The 17,354-nt window shown below is 40.1% G+C and carries 20 protein-coding genes and 1 pseudogene; 5 read left to right on the forward strand and 16 right to left on the reverse strand.

The features are described 5' to 3' along the window. The first annotated feature begins 240 nt into the window (after positions 1-240). A complete protein-coding gene (locus AC0TWI_RS18050) occupies positions 241-651 on the forward strand; it encodes a MarR family winged helix-turn-helix transcriptional regulator (protein ID WP_488127737.1) in 411 nt (136 codons plus the stop codon). Positions 652-695: 44 nt separating this feature from the next. Next, positions 696-2,360, forward strand: coding sequence for an FAD-binding protein (locus tag AC0TWI_RS18055; RefSeq protein ID WP_488127738.1), 1,665 nt, complete (start codon positions 696-698; stop codon positions 2,358-2,360). A gap of 175 nt (positions 2,361-2,535) precedes the next feature. Here AC0TWI_RS18055 and AC0TWI_RS18060 read toward each other — a convergent pair whose 3' ends face one another. The 9 genes from AC0TWI_RS18060 to AC0TWI_RS18100 form a co-directional block, all read right to left on the reverse strand. Next, positions 2,536-3,153 carry a nitroreductase family protein gene (locus AC0TWI_RS18060; protein WP_488127739.1) on the reverse strand — a complete coding sequence of 206 codons (618 nt, stop codon included), beginning with the start codon at positions 3,151-3,153 and terminating at the stop codon, positions 2,536-2,538. Positions 3,154-3,265: 112 nt separating this feature from the next. Continuing rightward, the gene (locus AC0TWI_RS18065) at positions 3,266-4,210 is read right to left on the reverse strand and encodes a ring-cleaving dioxygenase (protein ID WP_488127740.1); all 945 of its coding nucleotides are present in this window, start codon (positions 4,208-4,210) and stop codon (positions 3,266-3,268) included. Between the two features lie 25 nt (positions 4,211-4,235). Continuing rightward, complete coding sequence (locus AC0TWI_RS18070; RefSeq protein WP_488127741.1) at positions 4,236-4,844, reverse strand: flavin reductase family protein; 609 nt, start codon at positions 4,842-4,844, stop codon at positions 4,236-4,238. Positions 4,845-4,868: 24 nt separating this feature from the next. Next, positions 4,869-5,807, reverse strand: a complete 939-nt coding sequence (locus AC0TWI_RS18075) for a ring-cleaving dioxygenase (protein ID WP_488127742.1) — start codon at positions 5,805-5,807, stop codon at positions 4,869-4,871. Between the two features lie 51 nt (positions 5,808-5,858). Then, the gene (locus AC0TWI_RS18080; RefSeq protein WP_488127743.1) at positions 5,859-6,257 is read right to left on the reverse strand and encodes a DoxX family protein; all 399 of its coding nucleotides are present in this window, start codon (positions 6,255-6,257) and stop codon (positions 5,859-5,861) included. 370 nt (positions 6,258-6,627) lie between these two features. After that, on the reverse strand, positions 6,628-7,179 hold the full coding sequence (locus AC0TWI_RS18085; RefSeq protein WP_488127744.1) for an NADPH-dependent FMN reductase: 552 nt from the start codon (positions 7,177-7,179) through the stop codon (positions 6,628-6,630). A 115-nt stretch (positions 7,180-7,294) separates the two neighbouring features. Then, positions 7,295-7,675 carry a VOC family protein gene (locus AC0TWI_RS18090; protein ID WP_488127745.1) on the reverse strand — a complete coding sequence of 127 codons (381 nt, stop codon included), beginning with the start codon at positions 7,673-7,675 and terminating at the stop codon, positions 7,295-7,297. Positions 7,676-7,784: 109 nt separating this feature from the next. After that, positions 7,785-8,261, reverse strand: coding sequence for a GyrI-like domain-containing protein (locus tag AC0TWI_RS18095; protein ID WP_488127746.1), 477 nt, complete (start codon positions 8,259-8,261; stop codon positions 7,785-7,787). 115 nt (positions 8,262-8,376) lie between these two features. Continuing rightward, complete coding sequence (locus AC0TWI_RS18100; RefSeq protein ID WP_488127747.1) at positions 8,377-8,922, reverse strand: short-chain dehydrogenase; 546 nt, start codon at positions 8,920-8,922, stop codon at positions 8,377-8,379. Between the two features lie 345 nt (positions 8,923-9,267). On the opposite strand from AC0TWI_RS18100, the gene AC0TWI_RS18105 reads away from it, so the two are divergent. Then, the gene (locus AC0TWI_RS18105; RefSeq protein WP_488127748.1) at positions 9,268-9,645 is read left to right on the forward strand and encodes a VOC family protein; all 378 of its coding nucleotides are present in this window, start codon (positions 9,268-9,270) and stop codon (positions 9,643-9,645) included. A gap of 100 nt (positions 9,646-9,745) precedes the next feature. Here the strand turns inward: AC0TWI_RS18105 and AC0TWI_RS18110 are convergent, their stop codons facing one another. From AC0TWI_RS18110 to AC0TWI_RS18130, 5 genes are all read right to left on the reverse strand, one after another. Beyond that, on the reverse strand, positions 9,746-10,852 hold the full coding sequence (locus AC0TWI_RS18110; protein ID WP_488127749.1) for a DUF4145 domain-containing protein: 1,107 nt from the start codon (positions 10,850-10,852) through the stop codon (positions 9,746-9,748). A 328-nt stretch (positions 10,853-11,180) separates the two neighbouring features. Continuing rightward, positions 11,181-12,056, reverse strand: coding sequence for a dihydrodipicolinate synthase family protein (locus AC0TWI_RS18115; protein ID WP_488127750.1), 876 nt, complete (start codon positions 12,054-12,056; stop codon positions 11,181-11,183). A 145-nt stretch (positions 12,057-12,201) separates the two neighbouring features. Continuing rightward, positions 12,202-12,702, reverse strand: a complete 501-nt coding sequence (locus AC0TWI_RS18120; protein ID WP_488127751.1) for a hypothetical protein — start codon at positions 12,700-12,702, stop codon at positions 12,202-12,204. A gap of 264 nt (positions 12,703-12,966) precedes the next feature. Beyond that, on the reverse strand, positions 12,967-13,419 hold the full coding sequence (locus AC0TWI_RS18125) for a DinB family protein (RefSeq protein ID WP_488127752.1): 453 nt from the start codon (positions 13,417-13,419) through the stop codon (positions 12,967-12,969). A gap of 187 nt (positions 13,420-13,606) precedes the next feature. Continuing rightward, positions 13,607-14,263, reverse strand: coding sequence for a hypothetical protein (locus tag AC0TWI_RS18130; protein WP_488127753.1), 657 nt, complete (start codon positions 14,261-14,263; stop codon positions 13,607-13,609). Between the two features lie 65 nt (positions 14,264-14,328). Here AC0TWI_RS18130 and AC0TWI_RS18135 point away from each other — a divergent pair, with 65 nt between their 5' ends. Continuing rightward, on the forward strand, positions 14,329-15,297 hold the full coding sequence (locus tag AC0TWI_RS18135) for an NAD(P)-dependent alcohol dehydrogenase (protein ID WP_488127754.1): 969 nt from the start codon (positions 14,329-14,331) through the stop codon (positions 15,295-15,297). Positions 15,298-15,433: 136 nt separating this feature from the next. Then, positions 15,434-15,601 (forward strand): annotated as a pseudogene (locus AC0TWI_RS18140) (DinB family protein); the annotation flags it as partial. Positions 15,602-15,862: 261 nt separating this feature from the next. Here the strand turns inward: AC0TWI_RS18140 and AC0TWI_RS18145 are convergent. Beyond that, positions 15,863-16,003 carry a DUF2691 family protein gene (locus tag AC0TWI_RS18145; protein ID WP_488127755.1) on the reverse strand — a complete coding sequence of 47 codons (141 nt, stop codon included), beginning with the start codon at positions 16,001-16,003 and terminating at the stop codon, positions 15,863-15,865. A gap of 32 nt (positions 16,004-16,035) precedes the next feature. Then, positions 16,036-17,301, reverse strand: a complete 1,266-nt coding sequence (locus AC0TWI_RS18150; RefSeq protein ID WP_488127756.1) for a hypothetical protein — start codon at positions 17,299-17,301, stop codon at positions 16,036-16,038. Between the last annotated feature and the right edge of the window lie 53 nt (positions 17,302-17,354).

Below are 17,354 nucleotides of genomic sequence, written 5' to 3' on the forward strand. Positions count from 1 at the left end.
CTTTCAGGACACCTGCCTTGGCCGCTATATCACCTTTGAAGAGGATATATACAAGAAAAACTGGATCCGAATTGGAATCAGTGTAAGTTTGAAATTAGATTGTCGGGGTTTTAAAGTCTCCCGTTTAAATAGTCGCTGAGTAGATTTGACAAAATTAAGTCTTCAAATTAATATACTTAGTAGTAAGATAGTTATTCCCAAAATACTTTTTGTTAAGTATTTTTTAGAAAGAGGGTTTATATGCGCGATCAAGATTTAATTGACCTTTTTGAAATGTACAGCATTCTCACAAAGCGCTGGTCTCAAGAGTGGAACAGAGTTAATCAAAACATGGTTCCGGTAACACATGCTCTAGTGGTAGAAATGCTTGGGACAGAAGGTAAGCAAAAGGCTTCAAGTATCGCCAACGCACTATCTATAACCACCGGCGGAATCACAGGCATTATTGACAAAATGGAGAAGGAGGGACTCGTTAAAAGGACACGGGATGCAAACGACCGAAGAGTGGTATATGTAGAAATTACTGATCAAGGGATCCAAATGGTACAGGAATTACGCGAGCAAAGAATACGGCTCATGCAGGACTTTCTTGCAAATTTAACGGAATCCGAAATGAAAGATTTGCTCCAAATATATAAAAAGCTTATGTAATACAGTTTTTGAGATACACCATATACTAAAAAGGGGAAATTAGTATGAAATGGGATGCAAGTTATGACGTATTAGTAGTTGGTTCAGGAGCAGGAGGATTATCCGCAGCACTATCATCTCAATTAAAGGGTATGTCGGCTTTGGTTTTGGAAAAAACTGAATATTACGGAGGTTCAAGCGCTCTATCCGGCGGAGCGATATGGGTTCCAACGAATCATTACTTAAAAGAAGCTGGTTTAGATGATTCATATGAAAAAGGGATGGCCTATTTAAAAGCTACGGTTGGAGACCGAGTACCGTCTGAACTTTTGGATACGTATCTTACCCGCGGGCCAGAAATGGTAAAATATTTGCATGACAACACGAATTATGTCCGATTCGAATATATTCCGGGCTATTCCGATTACTATCCTGAGAGAGAAGGCGGATTCCCGCAAGGAAGATCAGTAGAACCGACCGTATTTGATCTAAAAAAGCTTGGAGCAGAGCGTAAAAACATGAGACGCGCCAATCTGCCAACGTATGGAATGGTCATGAACGCTTACGAATTTCATAAAGTGAATATGATTTCACGGACATTAATTGGCAAGACAACTGCATTAAAAATTGGCATGCGTCTGATGAGAACGATTTTTACAGGATATCGTCCTGCAGCGTTAGGGGAAGCATTAGTAGGGCGTTTACGCTTATCTTATGCCGAAGCAGGTGGAGAACTGTGGCTTTCTACTTCATTTAAAGATCTAATCATTGAAAATAATAAAGTTGTAGGATTAGTTGTTGAGCGCAATGGCAAGACAATGAACCTTGAGGCAAAGCGTGGTGTAGTTCTTGCGACAGGAGGATTCTCTCATAGTCAAAAGCTGCGAGAAAAATATTTGCCAAAACCAACTTCTACGAAGTGGACATCCGCATCTGAAGGACAAACAGGTGATATCATCGAGGCAAGCCTTCGTGCAGGTGCAAAGCTAGATCTAATGAACAAAGTATGGGGAGCGCCGTCTGCCGTTCCTCCGGGTGAGAAGCCGTTCTTTTTAGTGGCTGATCGAGGCATCCCAAACATGATGGTTGTCAATAGTGCAGGTGAGCGATATGTTAACGAAGCAGTGCCTTACCACGAGTTTATTGATGCCATGTATGAAAGCGATAAGAACGATGCAAAAACGACTCCTTCATGGCTTATCCTTGATAAAACTGCTAAAAGTAGGTATATCTTTATGGGCTTATTCCCTGGTCAAGGCTTCCATAAGCGCTGGATTAAAAACGGCTACATTAAGGTGGGAAGTACGCCAGCAGAACTCGCTGAAAAAATGGGTGTTCCAGTCGAAAAATTAACCGCCACCTTCGAGCGCTTCAATAAATTTGCAAGATCCGGTAAGGATGAAGATTTCCATCGTGGAGATAGTGCATATGACCGTTATTATGGAGATCCCACTTTATCGAATCCGAACCTTGCCCCAATTGATAAGGCACCATTCTATGCCATCCCTATTTATCCAGGTGATATTGGCACAAAAGGCGGTTTACAAATTGATCAGAATGCCAGGGTAGTAAGGGAAGATGGCTCTGCCATTGAAGGTTTATATGCTTGTGGCAACTGCTCAGCAGCTGTTATGGGCGACACATATCCAGGACCAGGTGCAACCCTTGGACCGGCAATGGCATTTGGCTATATTGCTGCCGATCATATCGCAGAAAAAGTGCAACAGTAATGAAACGAGCCGATTATCCCTTCCTCGGATGATCGGCTTTATCATTTGTAAGTTAAAGGTTTTATTCCTTGCCGTATGTACCGCTTATCAGGAGATTCCCCTTTTCTGTGTCTAGAAGATACTGCCCCAGATCCTATAGCATCTCATATAGACTCTTGACATACCTGCATTGTCATTAATCAATCAAATGAACAAATTCCCCGACAGGTTTTCGATACCCTCTTGGCCTGACTTTATCTTTTACAGACTTTCCTAATGTAATCATTAAGACTGGTTTTTGGTTGTCTGGAATCGCATAAATTTCTTTTATCTTGTCAACGTTGTGTACATGCATTGGGCAAGTATCCCAGCCTTTATCCTTGGCCGCCAACATGAAGAGCATAGCGGATAGACTAGCATTCCGGATATTATCTTCTTCTATTAATGTGGGATGATTGCTGTATAATTTATTGATTGCCTCAATGGTATCGCTATATTCCAGCTCGTCGATAATTCCCAGCATTTTCATTCCCTCGTATAATCTCGGGGCATCCTTATAGCCCTCCGAATCCCCACATACAATTATCGTCGCAGAGGCACTCAGCGTTTTATGTTGGCCATGTGATACTTGCTTGACTTGTGCTTTCTTTTCTTCTGAGGTCGCTACATAATAATGTGTAGTTTGGATGTTGAATGAAGAAGGGTGGGTTTTAACGACTTCAAAAATTTCTTCTAATTCGGCAGCCGAAATTTTTACATCCCTTTGAAAATTAATAGCTGAACGTCTAACCTTCGCCAACTCTAAAAATTCCATAATCGTATTCTTCCCCTTTTGCATTATTCTAATTGAGTAAAAACTATATTGGACCCATTTGAGTATCCAATGGGTCCAATATCTTTGCCAGAAAATACACCATCAGCCAATCTTAATTATCCCCATTCATTATTCGAACCTCGACAGTTGGCAGAGCTGATTCCAATTCTTCTCGTTTTGACTCTAACCAAGACGGCAGCATTAGTTTAGATCCAAGTCCCTCAGCGGATTCGTCCACCGTAAAGCCTGGCGGGTCGGTTGCGATTTCAAAAAGGATGCCTCCTCCTTCATGAAAATAAAGAGCGTTGAAATAGTTTCGATCCAGAATCTCAGTCGGATGGTATCCTTTTTCTATAAGGAGTTCCCTCCACCTTTGATGTTCCTCCCCATCCTTAGCTCTCCAGGCGATGTGGTGGACTGTTCCTGCTCCCATAAGCCCGCGGACGGAAGGCTTTAAGTGGATATCAATGGTATTTCCGATATTTCCTTCGGATTTGAATCGTAAGAATTCACTCTCTTGGCCCATGCACTCCAGACCTAAAGTATTTTCCAGCACTTCTGCTGTCTTAAAAGGCTGGGCCGAAAGAAGAACAGCGCCTCCAAATCCTTTTATCGCATTTTCGGCTTCAATTCCACCCAAGTTCCAAGTGTTTATGAGCCCACCATCTCGTTCAGTCAGCTCGAGTTGCAGTCCGTCCGGGTCAAAAAATTGAATGTATTTTTCACCAAAACGAGTGGACGTTGTAAACTCCACATCAAATTTTCGTAATCGCTTCTCCCAAAATGAAACCGAGCCCTTCGGTATAACATAGCTAGTTACACCAACCTGCCCCGTTCCAATACGCCCTTTTAACTGTTTAGCCCACGGGAAGAACGTAATCAGTGTTCCTGGTTGACCTGTTTCATTTCCGAAGTAAAGATGATACACTTCTGGGCGGTCAAAATTTATTGTCTTTTTAACTAGCCTTAAGCCAAGTACACCAGCATAAAAATCAATATTTCTTTGGGCGTCGTTTACCATCGCTGAGATATGATGAATACCTGCAGTTTTTTGCATATTTCCACCTCTATTTTCTCAATGGCTACTTGGGTCTTTCTATTTCAAAAATCTCACCAATTTTGGCGTAATGATTGCCGGCTAATCGACTTACAGCTCCTAAGCCGCGTGGATCGATTCTTCCATTGTTATAAATATCGCTTTCGATATGGAATTGAACAATTTTACCTATAATCAGGTCGCACCCTGGATCATCCAGGCCGCCCAGTTCCATAGAATGCTCCAGAGAACATTCCATTCTGATTTTTGCTTCCTGAACTCCAGGGACGGCAACTTTCACACTTTCCACTGGAGTTAAGTTTGCCAAGTCAATCTCACTTTGATTGGGCGGCAGGGTTGCAGCTGTTTTATTGATCTTTTCAACATTTTCTTCATCCACCATATGGACAACAAATTCCTTTGTCTCGATAATGTTTCTGGCAGTATCCTTTTGTTTCCCCGAGGCCCGTTGAATGGATAATGAAATCATCGGTGGATTGGATGATACGATGTTGAAGTAACTAAAGGGGGCGCCGTTTAGCACACCTTCTTTGGATTTCGTTGTCACAAAGGCTATCGGTCTTGGGATGATACTGCCTACGAGAAATTTGTAATTGTCTCTTTCGGACATTGTGGCTGGATCAATTGAAAGCAATGCACTCACTCACCTTTTGTAAAATCAGTCTTGTTCTCTTACTTCAAACGGCACTAACACTTCCTCAATTTTTTCCCTATGAGGCTCAAATTGTGATGGCAGCATTAATTTTTCCCCCATTGTCGCTTCAGATTCATCGTGAGCAAATCCTGGAGGGTCAGTAGCAATTTCAAACAGTATTTCTCCATGTTCTCTGAAATAAATGGCATTAAAGTAGTTTCGGTCTTTTACCGGGGTTACGCCATATCCATTGCTTTCTACATACCGTTTCCAATCCAGCTGGTCCTCGTCATCTTTTGCCCGCCATGCAATGTGGTGTACTGTACCAACACCCATTTGTCCACGTCCGATCGGCGTTAATTTAACGTCGATAATATTTCCGATATCACCAATTGAACGATACCGAGCGAAGTCTCCTTCTTTGCCGACTAATTCCAGTCCCATCACGTTTTGAAGCAGATTTGCAGTTTGCTCCGGCTGGGCTGATAAAAGAGTTGCTCCACCAAAGCCCTTGATAGCCACTTCAGGTGTTACCTCACCAGAGGTCCAAGGATTTTTTTCTCCTTCTTCTCTTTCCACAATTTCAAGATGGAGCCCGTGCGGATCATCAAACTCCAAATATCGCTCACCAAAACGCTCTATTTTGGTATACGGAACATTGAACTTTTCCAATCTTTTTCCCCAGAATTCAAAAGCTCCAGTCGGAACAACATAGGAGGTAACCCCTACCTGGCCATCTCCAATGGCGCCTTGATATGCTCCTGGCCATGGAAAAAATGTAATAATGGTTCCTGGTTTTCCGCCTTCATTTCCGAAATAAAGGTGGTACGTCCCTGGATCATCGAAATTCACTGTTTGTTTGACCAAACGCAAACCCAAAACTCCCGCATAGAAGTCCACATTCTCTTGTGGATGGCCTACAATGGCTGTGATATGGTGAATACCCATTGTTTTTTTACTCATTTTCAGCACTCCTTAAAGGAAAATCAAAGCACGTTATTTTGCCCTAGTTTGTTAAAATAAAAGTGAATCCAAAGCAATTTGACCAGGACCAATCAAGGCAATACCGATTGCAACCGCAAGCAAAGTAAGGTTGTATTCATACCCATTCGCTGTTGACCATAATCCATTTGGTGCGTGAACTTTGACGATCGCCATAACCATTGTCCCTGTAATCAAGATGCCAGAGAGTGGAGTTAAAAATCCTAATGCAAACAATATTCCACCAATAAATTCAGCTAACCCTGCAATAATTGCCATGGCTGCTCCCGGTTTCACTCCAATGGATTCAAACCATCCACCAGTACCTTTTATCCCGTGGCCACCAAACCAACCAAATAGCTTTTGGGCACCATGACCGATAAACAATACTCCAACTACCAAACGAATGATCAATAAACCAATATTTATCATCTTAAAATCCTCCTAGATTGTTTTTTTATCTCGAATTCGAGATATGCCTTTAAAAAAATTTAAGCTGTACTAATGTCTTTCTCTTATCAAAAACTAATCAAACGTATGATTAGTTCACGTATCATACCTATTAGCATTGCCTTGAAAGCTGAATCAACATTAGATAGGGTATCCTCACTTTTTCTCTTCAGTTCCCACCCCCAATTTATCTTTAATTAAATTATCTTCAATTCGAGATAATAATACTACTTTTGTATTCCGTTGTCAATCACCTCTTTTTATTTTATTTATTTGACTGGTCGTTAAAGTTTCTCCTGATTGCATACAAAAAGGCATCGGAATGAGGCGAACACCGATGCCTTTTACAATGCTATTGATGTTTCTTGATCAGTTCTACAAACGCATCAACGAAGGACTGTAAAAATTGAACCGTTCCCTCGTTTTGAATTTTTCCGTTCTCATCCAAAAGGTTTGCAACATGACTAATGTACGCTTCCGGTTGTTGAAGTATTGGCATATTCAAAAATACAAGCGGCTGGCGCAAGTGATGATTAACACCAAAGCCGCCTAAATTACCAGGGGATTGGCTGATAATCGCAGCTGGCTTGCCATTCCAAACACTGGCTCCATAAGGACGAGAGCCTACATCCAAGGCATTCTTTAATACAGCCGGAATAGAACGGTTATATTCAGGAGTTACAAATAAAACTGCGTCAATTTCCTTCATCTTGTTACGAAATGAAGTGTATTCTGCAGGAGCGTTGTTTTCATCATCGTAATCTTGATTATATAAGGGCAAATTTCCGATTTCGACAAATTCCGCTTTATACCCTTCAGGGAATAAGGAAGCTACATTAGCCGCAAGTTTCTTTGAGAAAGAATCTTTTCGCAGACTGCCAAGTAAAATACCAACCTTTGTCATGAAACATCAACCTTTCTTATTTTAATCAGGGATAAAATTGATTTATTTGCTCATACGCTCTTTATCCTATCCATGACAATAATAAAAATACTTTCCTTCCCGGCTAATTGGGGGCTTACCTTTTCTCCATCACTGCAAAGTAATTATCTTCACTGTCTGCAAAATTAAATACTCGGCCTTGAGGCATATTTACAATGTCTCCAACAGTGACATTTTTGTTTGAAAGGTCACGATGTAATTCATCAAGATCTTCTGAGAAAAACATTAAAGAAGGTGTCCCCAGATGCAATTCAGGTGACATTCTCGCAACAAATTCCTTGTTGTGCAGAATCATACTTGTTTCTGTATCGTTTGTTGGGGCAATCTCAGTCCATCTCATTCCTTGCCCGTTATCTTCCTCAGCAATTACACTGAATCCAACCTTCTTTGTCCAAAACTTGACTGCCTCATCCTGATTATCCACATAAACCATCACTTGACCTAATACGTTAATCATCGTCTCACTCCCAGGTTATAATTTTCATTAATAAAAAGGATAGTTAATTATTGATAATCCACGTAAGCTTTCATTTATTCCTTCCTGGGTTGCTTTACAATCGCGCTTTTTATTCAATCGTGTCAAATAGCTCTACATCTGTTTTTTCAGCATCATTCCATTCGTAAAACCTTTCTACATGCCATTTATTTTTCAACCTCTTATAATTGTTGTCTTCAATCCACGTATGTAAGTCATTATATGCTTCTGCTATTTTGGTATTGGGACCTATATGTCTTTGAACAGCATATTTTTGCGGGGGTATCGTCAGAGTCACCATATCAATCGGAACGTCCTCATACTCTTTGACTTCAACACAAATCCAGTAACCGTCTTCATCAAACGTTTGATTATCTACAATAAATGCACCGATTTGTATGTTTGGATCCATCACCCTTTTAATTTCACTTATACGCTCGGCTAACCTTATCGACGCTTTTGGTATTTCAACTACATATTGGTCGCCTGCACACAAAACGCGAAAACCGACGAGCTTTAATTCACCAAGCTCTTTAATCGTCTTATTCTGGATGATTACTTCCGCCATTATAGTCCCCCCTTTAGAATAGTTACTATTTCGATAAATCACCGGTAAATACCTTCTGCTTAAATGGTATTGTTCATACTTCATCGTGTCTTTTGTGTTGAACACTCAAACCCGATTAAGATGGGTACCTTGGAATTTCTCCAATGATATTTATGGATTTACCATTTTCAATAGCATCAATCACTCCTTGTGAAATTTCCTCGTTTGTAAGCCATCTTGAATGACCATTTTTAATGACGGCACCCAGTTGCACTTGGTGATATTGAGTATTATCAGGCAGTCTAACCTTTTCTTTGACCTCAATTAGATTTCTGCTGCTCCCCAATACATGAAATAGCTTCCATGTTTTATCGTTTCGATTTGATACTTCTCTCGCTACTATCTCTACTGCACTTTCAGCATATGAATGAACCCAGGCAACGACTAGTTGAATTGGACCATCCTGCTCTATAGTCTTTTTCAACTTCTCTTTTAATGAGACTTCATCACTGTAATCAACTAGTAGGGGTGTTACTAGTGATTTATCTATTGATTTGCTTATTAAACTCTCCATCTTATTAGGGGCACGTCCAATCACAGAAACATGATAGCCCTTACTCACCAACCAAAGCGATGTGTTGGATAACATTCCTGTACCTCCAACAACCAGTGCGTGTTTCATTCCTTTATCCCTCACTTTTATAACTTTATATAATGACCTCCGTATAATTCCCCTCCATGAGTTCAGCGAATTGAGCTTGGAAAAAATAAAACGCTTTTCTTCATTCTTCATCTTTGGGCTTATCGAATTGATTTGTTAGAGAACTGATTACCCCTCCTCTCACCAAAGAAAGTAGATGATTTTATGTAAATGGGCAATTCCTTGGATTCATTTTTATATATTTACGTTAAATAAGGCCAGATGGGCAGATGAAAAGGGAGGAATATTGTTCATTTTTAGAATATTATAAAGTTCAGGGAGACTCAACCCACGAATAAGAGAATAAGATGAAGGAGGTATCTTTTTATGGAAGCTGGACTGATTACTAATGTTGGACAAGTTGGTGTACCTGTCAAAGATCTACATAGAGCGTTAGATTTTTATAAGGAGAAGTTAGGTCTCTCTCTTTTATTTAACACAGATCGTATGGCTTTCTTTGACTGCAATGGATTGCGGCTCATGTTATCACTTCCAGAGAAAGAGGAATTTGACCATCCGAGTTCAGTCATATACTTTCATGTACACGATATTAAAGATACTTATAAGCGCTTAGCAGACAAGGAAGTTACTTTTATTGACGAACCACATGTTGTAACAAAAATGGGACAAACGGAAACTTGGATGGTGTTTTTTAAAGATACAGAAGATAATACTCATGCGTTCATGAGTGAAGTGCAAGTGTAAGAAAAAAGGGAGACCGGCAAAATAACTGGACGGTCTCCTATCACGTTTATGTGCTTACGTGCTCAGTACCCATACTCGCAGGCACACTCCGTCTATAAAGTTATTTTTCCTTTAATTGCCCGAACAATTTTTCTACTGTATCGAAATCAACGTTGTCGTATTTGGTTAAGGTGGCCAGGTCTTTTGGAAGCTGGCCCACCCTTTCAATCTGGTCTTCGTGCAGCTGCCGGAAGAGACTTGGACTGCCGTCGAATTCCTCTTCAGTCAGAGAAATATTCGCCAATTGGTCGGTGACGATGATATAGTCCATCCTGTAGAACAGGATGAGCTTCCCCGGATGCGCCAATTCGACTTCACGCCTGGCGGTCTCTTCTTCAATGAAATGCTTTAATTCTTTAAATAACAGTTCATCACTTTTTTCATTGAAATCTTCCACATCGTTATGCAGCCCCTCCAGATTATTCGGCAGTTCGCTCATAATCCTCACTTCCTGTTCAGACCCAAGCGTTGCGAGAAAACGTTCCGAGTTCTCAAATCTTTGCGGCAGCAGGTATGCGTCCCGAAGGAAATACGGGACTTCCAGACTTCGGTCTTTATACACGATCGTACGAACCGATGCGAGACCCGGCAATGCATCTTCGGGGGTACCTGAACCTGCAGCTGCCTCGAGTTCCTCGTTAAGTCCTTTCTGCTGTTCAAGGTTTGAACGGATCAGGGTTTCCATATTTTGCAGTCTAGCTTCAAGTTCGGACACTTCTGATTCGTCGCCCTTCGTTGGCTCAGGATCCTCATAAGCCGGCACTTTCACATCCACATCCTGAGGACAGTATTTCTTCACATACCACCGGACGATTGTATAGATCGCCTCCCAAGAAAGGAGGGCCTCTGAATACCGGAAGTCCCTCGTTTCGTGTGCGGCCGCGTTGCCGTTCATCCTAACCTGATGCAGCGCATCGATGACTTCCTTTTTGAGCAAGCTCTTGTTCTCCAGCAGATCAATCCTGTCTTTGAGTGTAAGATTCCCCTCACCTGACAAGTGTTCTGCATTCATTACCCGTTGCAAAATCGCTTCGACAAATGTCCGTGCGTGCATCAACATCGTCTGTGGACTGGAATAAATACTCTTTTCTAGCTCGTTGGCCATTTGGGAAAGTTCTTCGGATACCGGTTCTAGAAACTGATAAAAATAGGATGGGTTATTTTCCATGGTAGGCAGATCTCCTCATGCTTACAGTGTATTTGAAGCTTCAACCATGCCACGCCCCCGTTCAAGTTATGTATGGATGGGATGAGTGAATGCATAGCAGACAGCTGTTTTATCGGCAAGGCCTTGCTGTGTATTTTCCCCACAGAAGAATACTGTTAAACAATTGGTGACCTGGCGTTGATGAATGATTGGACAAAAAAAAAGGCCGAATCTCTAATGGATCCAACCTGAAATCAAAAAAGCTATTGACGTTTGTGCGACGAAACTGCCCGTTCGTATAATAAGATCACCAGATACTTCCGGTTAACCATTTTTGTTCGAATCAATCTTAACGATTTTCAAAAAGTTGATCAATTTCTTTTTTCTCTTCTCTGTTTAACGTTGAAATGGGCTCCCGGCAAATGCCTACAGGTATATTTTGTTTTTCTAAAATATACTTGATTGTTCGAAGTGCTCCAATCTCCGTAATAGTCTTTATATAGGGGGACAATTTAAAATGCAGTTCCTTCCCGCCATCTAAATTACCAGACTTTATCCGCTTAACTATTTGATGAATTTCGCTAGGGAATACATTCCCTATAACACTTGAAATCCCGTTATATCCTAGTGCAGCATCCTCGACCATCGTTTGATCGGAACCAGTTAATACAATAAATTCAGGACCAAGTTGCTCTCTTACAACCTTTATATTAGCTGGATCGCCTGCTTCTTTTAATGCAATAATTTGCGGGAAATCATTGACCAATCTTATTAATGTGTCAACGCTTAAATTAAACCCTGTTCTAGGCGGGTTATTATAAAGCATAATCGGTAAAGATGTATTTGAACAAATTCTTGCTACATAATTAAAGGCTTCCTCTTGATTAATCCTTAGATACGGCGGAAACCCCAACATGATTCCATCAAACCCAATTTCATCAACGGAAATAGCGAGTGCTAGTGCATCTTTTGTTTGTACTGCTGATACTCCCCCATAAAGAAGAAGATCATCTTTCGCCGCTTTTTTTACATTATGAAATAATATAGTCCGCTCTTCTATAGTCATTGAGTGTTGTTCGCCTGTACTGCCGCTAATCAACAATGATGGTACATGATTCTTTTTATAATAATCAATTAACACAGGTATTACGTCCACATTAAGATTCCCGTTGGAAGTGAACGGTGTAACCATTGCGACACTAAAATCAACAAATGGATTTTTCATTGCTATTTCTCCTTATGTTTTCTTTAAAGGGATAGAGTGGTATAAAGGACCGCTTTATTTCAAGTCCTCCTCTTTATAAAAAAGGTTTGCCGCCTAGTTTCACTTCATTAAAAAGTAACCTGACTTATAAACCAACTTTTTGATGTTACTGCTTGTTTTTAACACGGCGCTGGAACGACAGAGTCGCTAAAAATACACTTATCCCCCAAAAGAACAATCCTCCATAGGTTATTACGTACACCCAAATTGCCAATCCTTCAGCATATCCTTTTGGAAGTACACCTAAAAATTGAAGGGCTGTTAAGAAACTAATGAGAACCGTCAGCACTCCGATTGACCATCCTGATATGATCAATAACCATTTTGGCAGTTTTTCACCCCAGGATGTCACAAAAGCTAAAGCAAATAGCGAGGCTAGTATTGCCAAGACAGCTGTGAAGTCTATTCCAACTGTATATAATCGATAAAGAAAAACTGGTCCTTCCTCTAAGGTATCACTGAACGCCGCCATATCTTGCACAGCCTGCTCGGTTGTCAATCCTATTGTTAATCCCCATGCCCAAAGTGATTTCAAAACCGCATACGGCAACAGTGCAAAAGCTGCAGCATATCCCCATCCTTTAGTAATATGAGGTTTATCAGCCATTGCTGGCCTCAAGTGGTTCTCAGGCTTTACATTCAAAAAAATTCTCCTTCTCTAATTGATTATAACTGTGCATATATAGTTTTATGGCCCTTATATGTCCTGCAGAACAAACAAGGGCCCCTTTATTTTACCTGCCTATTATCAACCTCTTCTTATTAACTTAAGATGATTGTACTGTACTTATACCATATAGCTATTTATATGGCGTGATTGAGGAAAGTAAACAGGTTTTATTAGATTACAGAGGAGCGGCAACTAGGTGGTCTACCTAAAAAACGGAACTTCTTTTACACCTACCATACGTGCGAGCATAAATAGTTGGCCTTTATGGTGGATTTCATGATCATACATTGCAGTAAGATATCTCTTTTTGAGACCTTTAAGTTTTGGATGAGAGGAACTATTTTCGGCTTCTAAGTCTGCATCCGTCAATGATTCATATGTGGCTTTTGTTTTCTCCGTAAACTCCTGTACGGCTTTCCGCACGTCTTCCATCGTCTTGCATTCGGGAATGTCTGGCGGGGTTAACTCCTCCGTCTTAACCATCGAAACGAATACATCGTTCCATCCAGCAACATGCAGCGCCAGTTCTCCGAGCGTCATAGCACCTTCCCATGGTTTAAAATCAATATGCTCATCATCGATGGATTCAAGTAATTGTTCCAGCACATTCCGGTGCTGCAGCCATTCATTCATCATTTGCTTTGCTTGCTCCACAGCAATTCCTCCCTTAATGAGATTTCAATCTAAACCGACAGACCCTTTTATTCACAATTCTCTATAGAAGGGCAAGATTCCTTTTATAACGTAAAGGTATTACTACATGGATTGGTGCGTTTATGGAATAGCATAATGCACCGCCTGCCTCTCCTAATCTTTTCACACTTTTTCATCTACTAGCCCGTTATTCTTTCATTGATTTAGGCTTTAGAGATGCATTTCTCATGATAGGATAGGTTAACAGCAATGCCCCAATGCCACATAAGCCAAATAAATTAATTAGGATCTTTCTTAATACATCTATATCCAGCCCTAAAAACCACTCAATACTATTTTTCAAAAAACCACCATAATAAAGAGTCATCCCAATAAACGACAACAGCATAAGAACGATGAGACTCTTCCGCATTCCTAGTCTAAAATTAATACTGTACATAAAAAAAGAAGCTCCAACCAGAAACAATCCAAGCATGAGGTCAATCCAAAAGTAAGTAAAGAATTGGTATTGGTTTACTAATAATACTCCTGGATGTAAGATATTTGCTGTGACATCCCAGTGTAAGAAAAGAGTTTTCAAAACGAACTGCAGTATATTCAGAAAAAATACACTTAAAATAACACCTAGTATACCAACACCATAGAACACTTTTAGGAATTGCGTCCTTGTGCTTCCTAACCCAATTGCAACTGGATACAGTGATTTAAACCCGCCAATTCCAAAGTATGCAATAAGGAAATAAGCTGGACCTGAAATCGCGGCAATCGTATTACTTCCAAGATTAAATACATAGCCAATAAGGAGCCAGATTAATGTCAAGGGAATGGTAATATAGAGAAACAATAGCTTTCCAAAGTAGAAGTATAAGGTATCTTGTTTAGCAAAGATTTTAAATTGGGGGGATTTTTATGAAAGCGATCGTTTGCAATAAATATGGTTCACCTGATGTACTTGAGTTAAAAGAGGTGGAAAAACCTTTCCCTGCCGAGAATCAAGTATTGGTAAAGGTTCATTCAGCATCTTTAAACTTTGGGAACGTCGTTCTTTTGCAAGGCAAACCTTTCTTAGCCCGGTTTGCCTTCGGACTGACGAAACCAAAATACTTGATTCCGGGGGGTGACATCGCCGGTACGGTTGAAGCCGTTGGGAAAGATGTTAAGCAATTTAGAGCAGGAGATGAAGTATTTGGCGACCTCTCCGGTTGTGGGTGGGGCGGGTTTGCTGAATATGTAACAGTCCGGGAATATGCTTTAGCCTTAAAGCCAAACAACATCTCCTTTGAGGAAGCAGCTGCTGCTCCTATGGCTGGTGTGACTGCCTTACAGGGACTCCGTGACAAAGGGAAAATTAAATCGGGACATAAGGTATTGATCTATGGTGCATCTGGTGGCGTTGGTACTTTTGCGGTACAAATTGCTAAAGCATTCGGTGCTGAAGTAACAGGTGTATGCAGTACAAGAAATGTAGAAATACTGCGTTCGCTAGGGGCCGACCATATCATTGATTACTCACAAGAGCGTTTCACTCAACATCAGGAGTATTATGATTTGGTTCTTGGCGTGAATGGCTCTAATTCCCTTTCAGCTTATACACGAGTATTAAAACCAAATGGAAATTTTGTTCATGTAGGAGGTTCCGAATCTCAACTTTATAAAACATTATTTCTTGGACCTTTTATTTCAATGACCGGAAACAAGAAAATTAGCAGCCTGTTGCAGAGAGCCAGGCAAAAAGACTTAAATGATGTAAAAGAATTACTTGAGACCAGTAAGGTAAAAGCGATAATTGATAAGCGATTTAGGTTAAATGAAATATCTGAGGCGTTCAACTACTTTCAGGAAGGTCACGCCCAAGGTAAAGTGGTGATTACTATATAACGGGGTGCAGGCAGACGGCAAATTAGAAGTGCGGTACCGACAAATCTAACTCGTCTGCTTTTTATTTTGCTATTATGCTAACCCTAACCAAGCGGCAGCCCGAGAAACTGGATGTCATTTAGGGAACATTATGAGAAAAACACCACGTCAATTGCTAATCCATTCAATTACTCATGAATCCCATCATAAAGGACAAATTGTTACAATGCTGCGTATACTTGGCCATATACCTAAAAATACAGACATATTGGGTTTGCCTGAAAAGGAGTTCAAAAAAAGCAATAAGGGTTTATTATTATTGTAGTTTGAGATAAAGTTGCGATGAGATGAATGCCTCTCTAGATCATTTTTGTCTAAAGGGGGGGTTTTTCTAAGTGACTGGAACATTTGTATTTTGCAAAAGCATAATACACAAGATTGCTATGCAACTACACAATGTTCTCTGCGCCCATGAGTACCAAACCAAGAAGCCAGCTATACCAAGGGCGCTGGCTTTGCCTGCGAAGGCTAATACCTATTGTTTTCTCTTCTATTACTTCTTTATCCACTGGGAATAGCTCTCTATCTAACTCATTAATTCAACTATGATATAGGATTCACCGTTTCCAATTCGCCAACTAAATGCTGTAACATCAATAGGTTTTTGCACAGCTTGAAGTAAACTACCGTATTTATTTGGAAATTCAAAGCTGCTTCCTCTTTTCATAATCTCACTCCCTAACTCCTTAACCTCTAAAACTACAAATCATCTAACGCTATCACTTCCCCATTTGATGCATTCACCCCATACTTGCAATCTAATTTCCCGCATAAAACATATTGTCTTTGTTTAAAGTCGTACACATAGTAAGATTTTAACTCAAACAAATCTTTAAGTTTTTTATAGGCTTCTTCTTTTGTGAATGTTACCTTGTCAGGTGCTTGAAAGTCGTCAAAGGTTTCCAACATTGGTTTACTATCCATGTAATTAACAACTTGAAAACTTTTTGGATCTATGAAGACCTTTATTTTCCGCTGAAACACACGAACATCTTGAATATTCGCTTTCAATGTAGCGTGAATATATCCTTTATCACGATATAGGTGTATTAATTTCCAATTTCCTGAATCACTAGGATACTCTTTGCGTAAAAGATTCTTGACTGCCATCATACATTTCTCTTGTTCTACCTTTGTAATTGGGAATGAATCAGGAGATGGTTCACAGGAAAATGCTTGTTCTGCTGTAAGATCTTCAATCCATTTGATTTCTTTCCGTTCAAACAGTTGGTCCGTTGGTTTATCCCAATAAATCGTTTGATCGATTCTCAACAAATAATTTTCATCTGCAAAAACCTCAAACGGAATCGTTATTGCCCCATCATTTGTAACAAAAATCTCTTCAATTGCATATATAGGGTATAATTTTTTCTGTTCATAGGAAGGATATTCAAACAACTTCAATTGTTCCTTTCCCAAATCTTCTAATCGATCAAGCGAAAGAGCATACTTTTCTACGTTAACTAGCTCTTTTGAAGGAAATTGACCATAAATTGAAAACATAGCGAGCTTCCCTTCTTCATTAAACTTGATGTCAATATATCCAGGTGGTGAAACGGCAACACCATTAAAACACGACATAAAGTAAAGTTCCCCTTCATCTTCTCTTATCAATTTGAATTGTTCCCCATATGTTAATGCTGTTTCGCTCTCAATCCATTTTATAACGGCTTCCTTATTATGATTGCTAAATGTAATCCCGTCTTCTGCATAAGGCTTGCCATTTGCAAAGATACGTATAAATTTTAGACTTTTCAAGTTGAGTTCAAAACTTACTGTCCCCTCTGGATTTAGTCCATCATCATCTTGTACAGCATCATTGGGGAACCACTCCATGGACAATGTATAAATTGTCTCATTGAAGATATCTACACTCCGATAAAACTGTTGTTCATGTAAATAATAGTTACTTAGTCCGAACTTTTTCTGCGTAAACTCAACCAATTCTTGTGTTCTTAAATCCATTCGCTATGACCTCACTTGCAAATTATTTTGAAACACTCAGATATCCGCATTAA

The organism is Lederbergia sp. B243.17, from assembly GCF_057657925.1.

Excerpts from the sequence above, each read along its gene's own strand:
- AC0TWI_RS18050 (WP_488127737.1), top strand. The coding sequence starts at position 241 with ATGCGCGATCAAGATTTAATTGACCTTTTTGAAATGTACAGCATTCTC.
- AC0TWI_RS18055 (WP_488127738.1), top strand. The coding sequence starts at position 696 with ATGAAATGGGATGCAAGTTATGACGTATTAGTAGTTGGTTCAGGAGCA.
- AC0TWI_RS18060 (WP_488127739.1), bottom strand. The coding sequence starts at position 3,153 with ATGGAATTTTTAGAGTTGGCGAAGGTTAGACGTTCAGCTATTAATTTT.
- AC0TWI_RS18065 (WP_488127740.1), bottom strand. The coding sequence starts at position 4,210 with ATGCAAAAAACTGCAGGTATTCATCATATCTCAGCGATGGTAAACGAC.
- AC0TWI_RS18075 (WP_488127742.1), bottom strand. The coding sequence starts at position 5,807 with ATGAGTAAAAAAACAATGGGTATTCACCATATCACAGCCATTGTAGGC.
- AC0TWI_RS18080 (WP_488127743.1), bottom strand. The coding sequence starts at position 6,257 with ATGATAAATATTGGTTTATTGATCATTCGTTTGGTAGTTGGAGTATTG.
- AC0TWI_RS18085 (WP_488127744.1), bottom strand. The coding sequence starts at position 7,179 with ATGACAAAGGTTGGTATTTTACTTGGCAGTCTGCGAAAAGATTCTTTC.
- AC0TWI_RS18090 (WP_488127745.1), bottom strand. The coding sequence starts at position 7,675 with ATGATTAACGTATTAGGTCAAGTGATGGTTTATGTGGATAATCAGGAT.
- AC0TWI_RS18095 (WP_488127746.1), bottom strand. The coding sequence starts at position 8,261 with ATGGCGGAAGTAATCATCCAGAATAAGACGATTAAAGAGCTTGGTGAA.
- AC0TWI_RS18100 (WP_488127747.1), bottom strand. The coding sequence starts at position 8,922 with ATGAAACACGCACTGGTTGTTGGAGGTACAGGAATGTTATCCAACACA.
- AC0TWI_RS18105 (WP_488127748.1), top strand. The coding sequence starts at position 9,268 with ATGGAAGCTGGACTGATTACTAATGTTGGACAAGTTGGTGTACCTGTC.
- AC0TWI_RS18110 (WP_488127749.1), bottom strand. The coding sequence starts at position 10,852 with ATGGAAAATAACCCATCCTATTTTTATCAGTTTCTAGAACCGGTATCC.
- AC0TWI_RS18115 (WP_488127750.1), bottom strand. The coding sequence starts at position 12,056 with ATGAAAAATCCATTTGTTGATTTTAGTGTCGCAATGGTTACACCGTTC.
- AC0TWI_RS18120 (WP_488127751.1), bottom strand. The coding sequence starts at position 12,702 with ATGGCTGATAAACCTCATATTACTAAAGGATGGGGATATGCTGCAGCT.
- AC0TWI_RS18135 (WP_488127754.1), top strand. The coding sequence starts at position 14,329 with ATGAAAGCGATCGTTTGCAATAAATATGGTTCACCTGATGTACTTGAG.
- AC0TWI_RS18145 (WP_488127755.1), bottom strand. The coding sequence starts at position 16,003 with ATGAAAAGAGGAAGCAGCTTTGAATTTCCAAATAAATACGGTAGTTTA.
- AC0TWI_RS18150 (WP_488127756.1), bottom strand. The coding sequence starts at position 17,301 with ATGGATTTAAGAACACAAGAATTGGTTGAGTTTACGCAGAAAAAGTTC.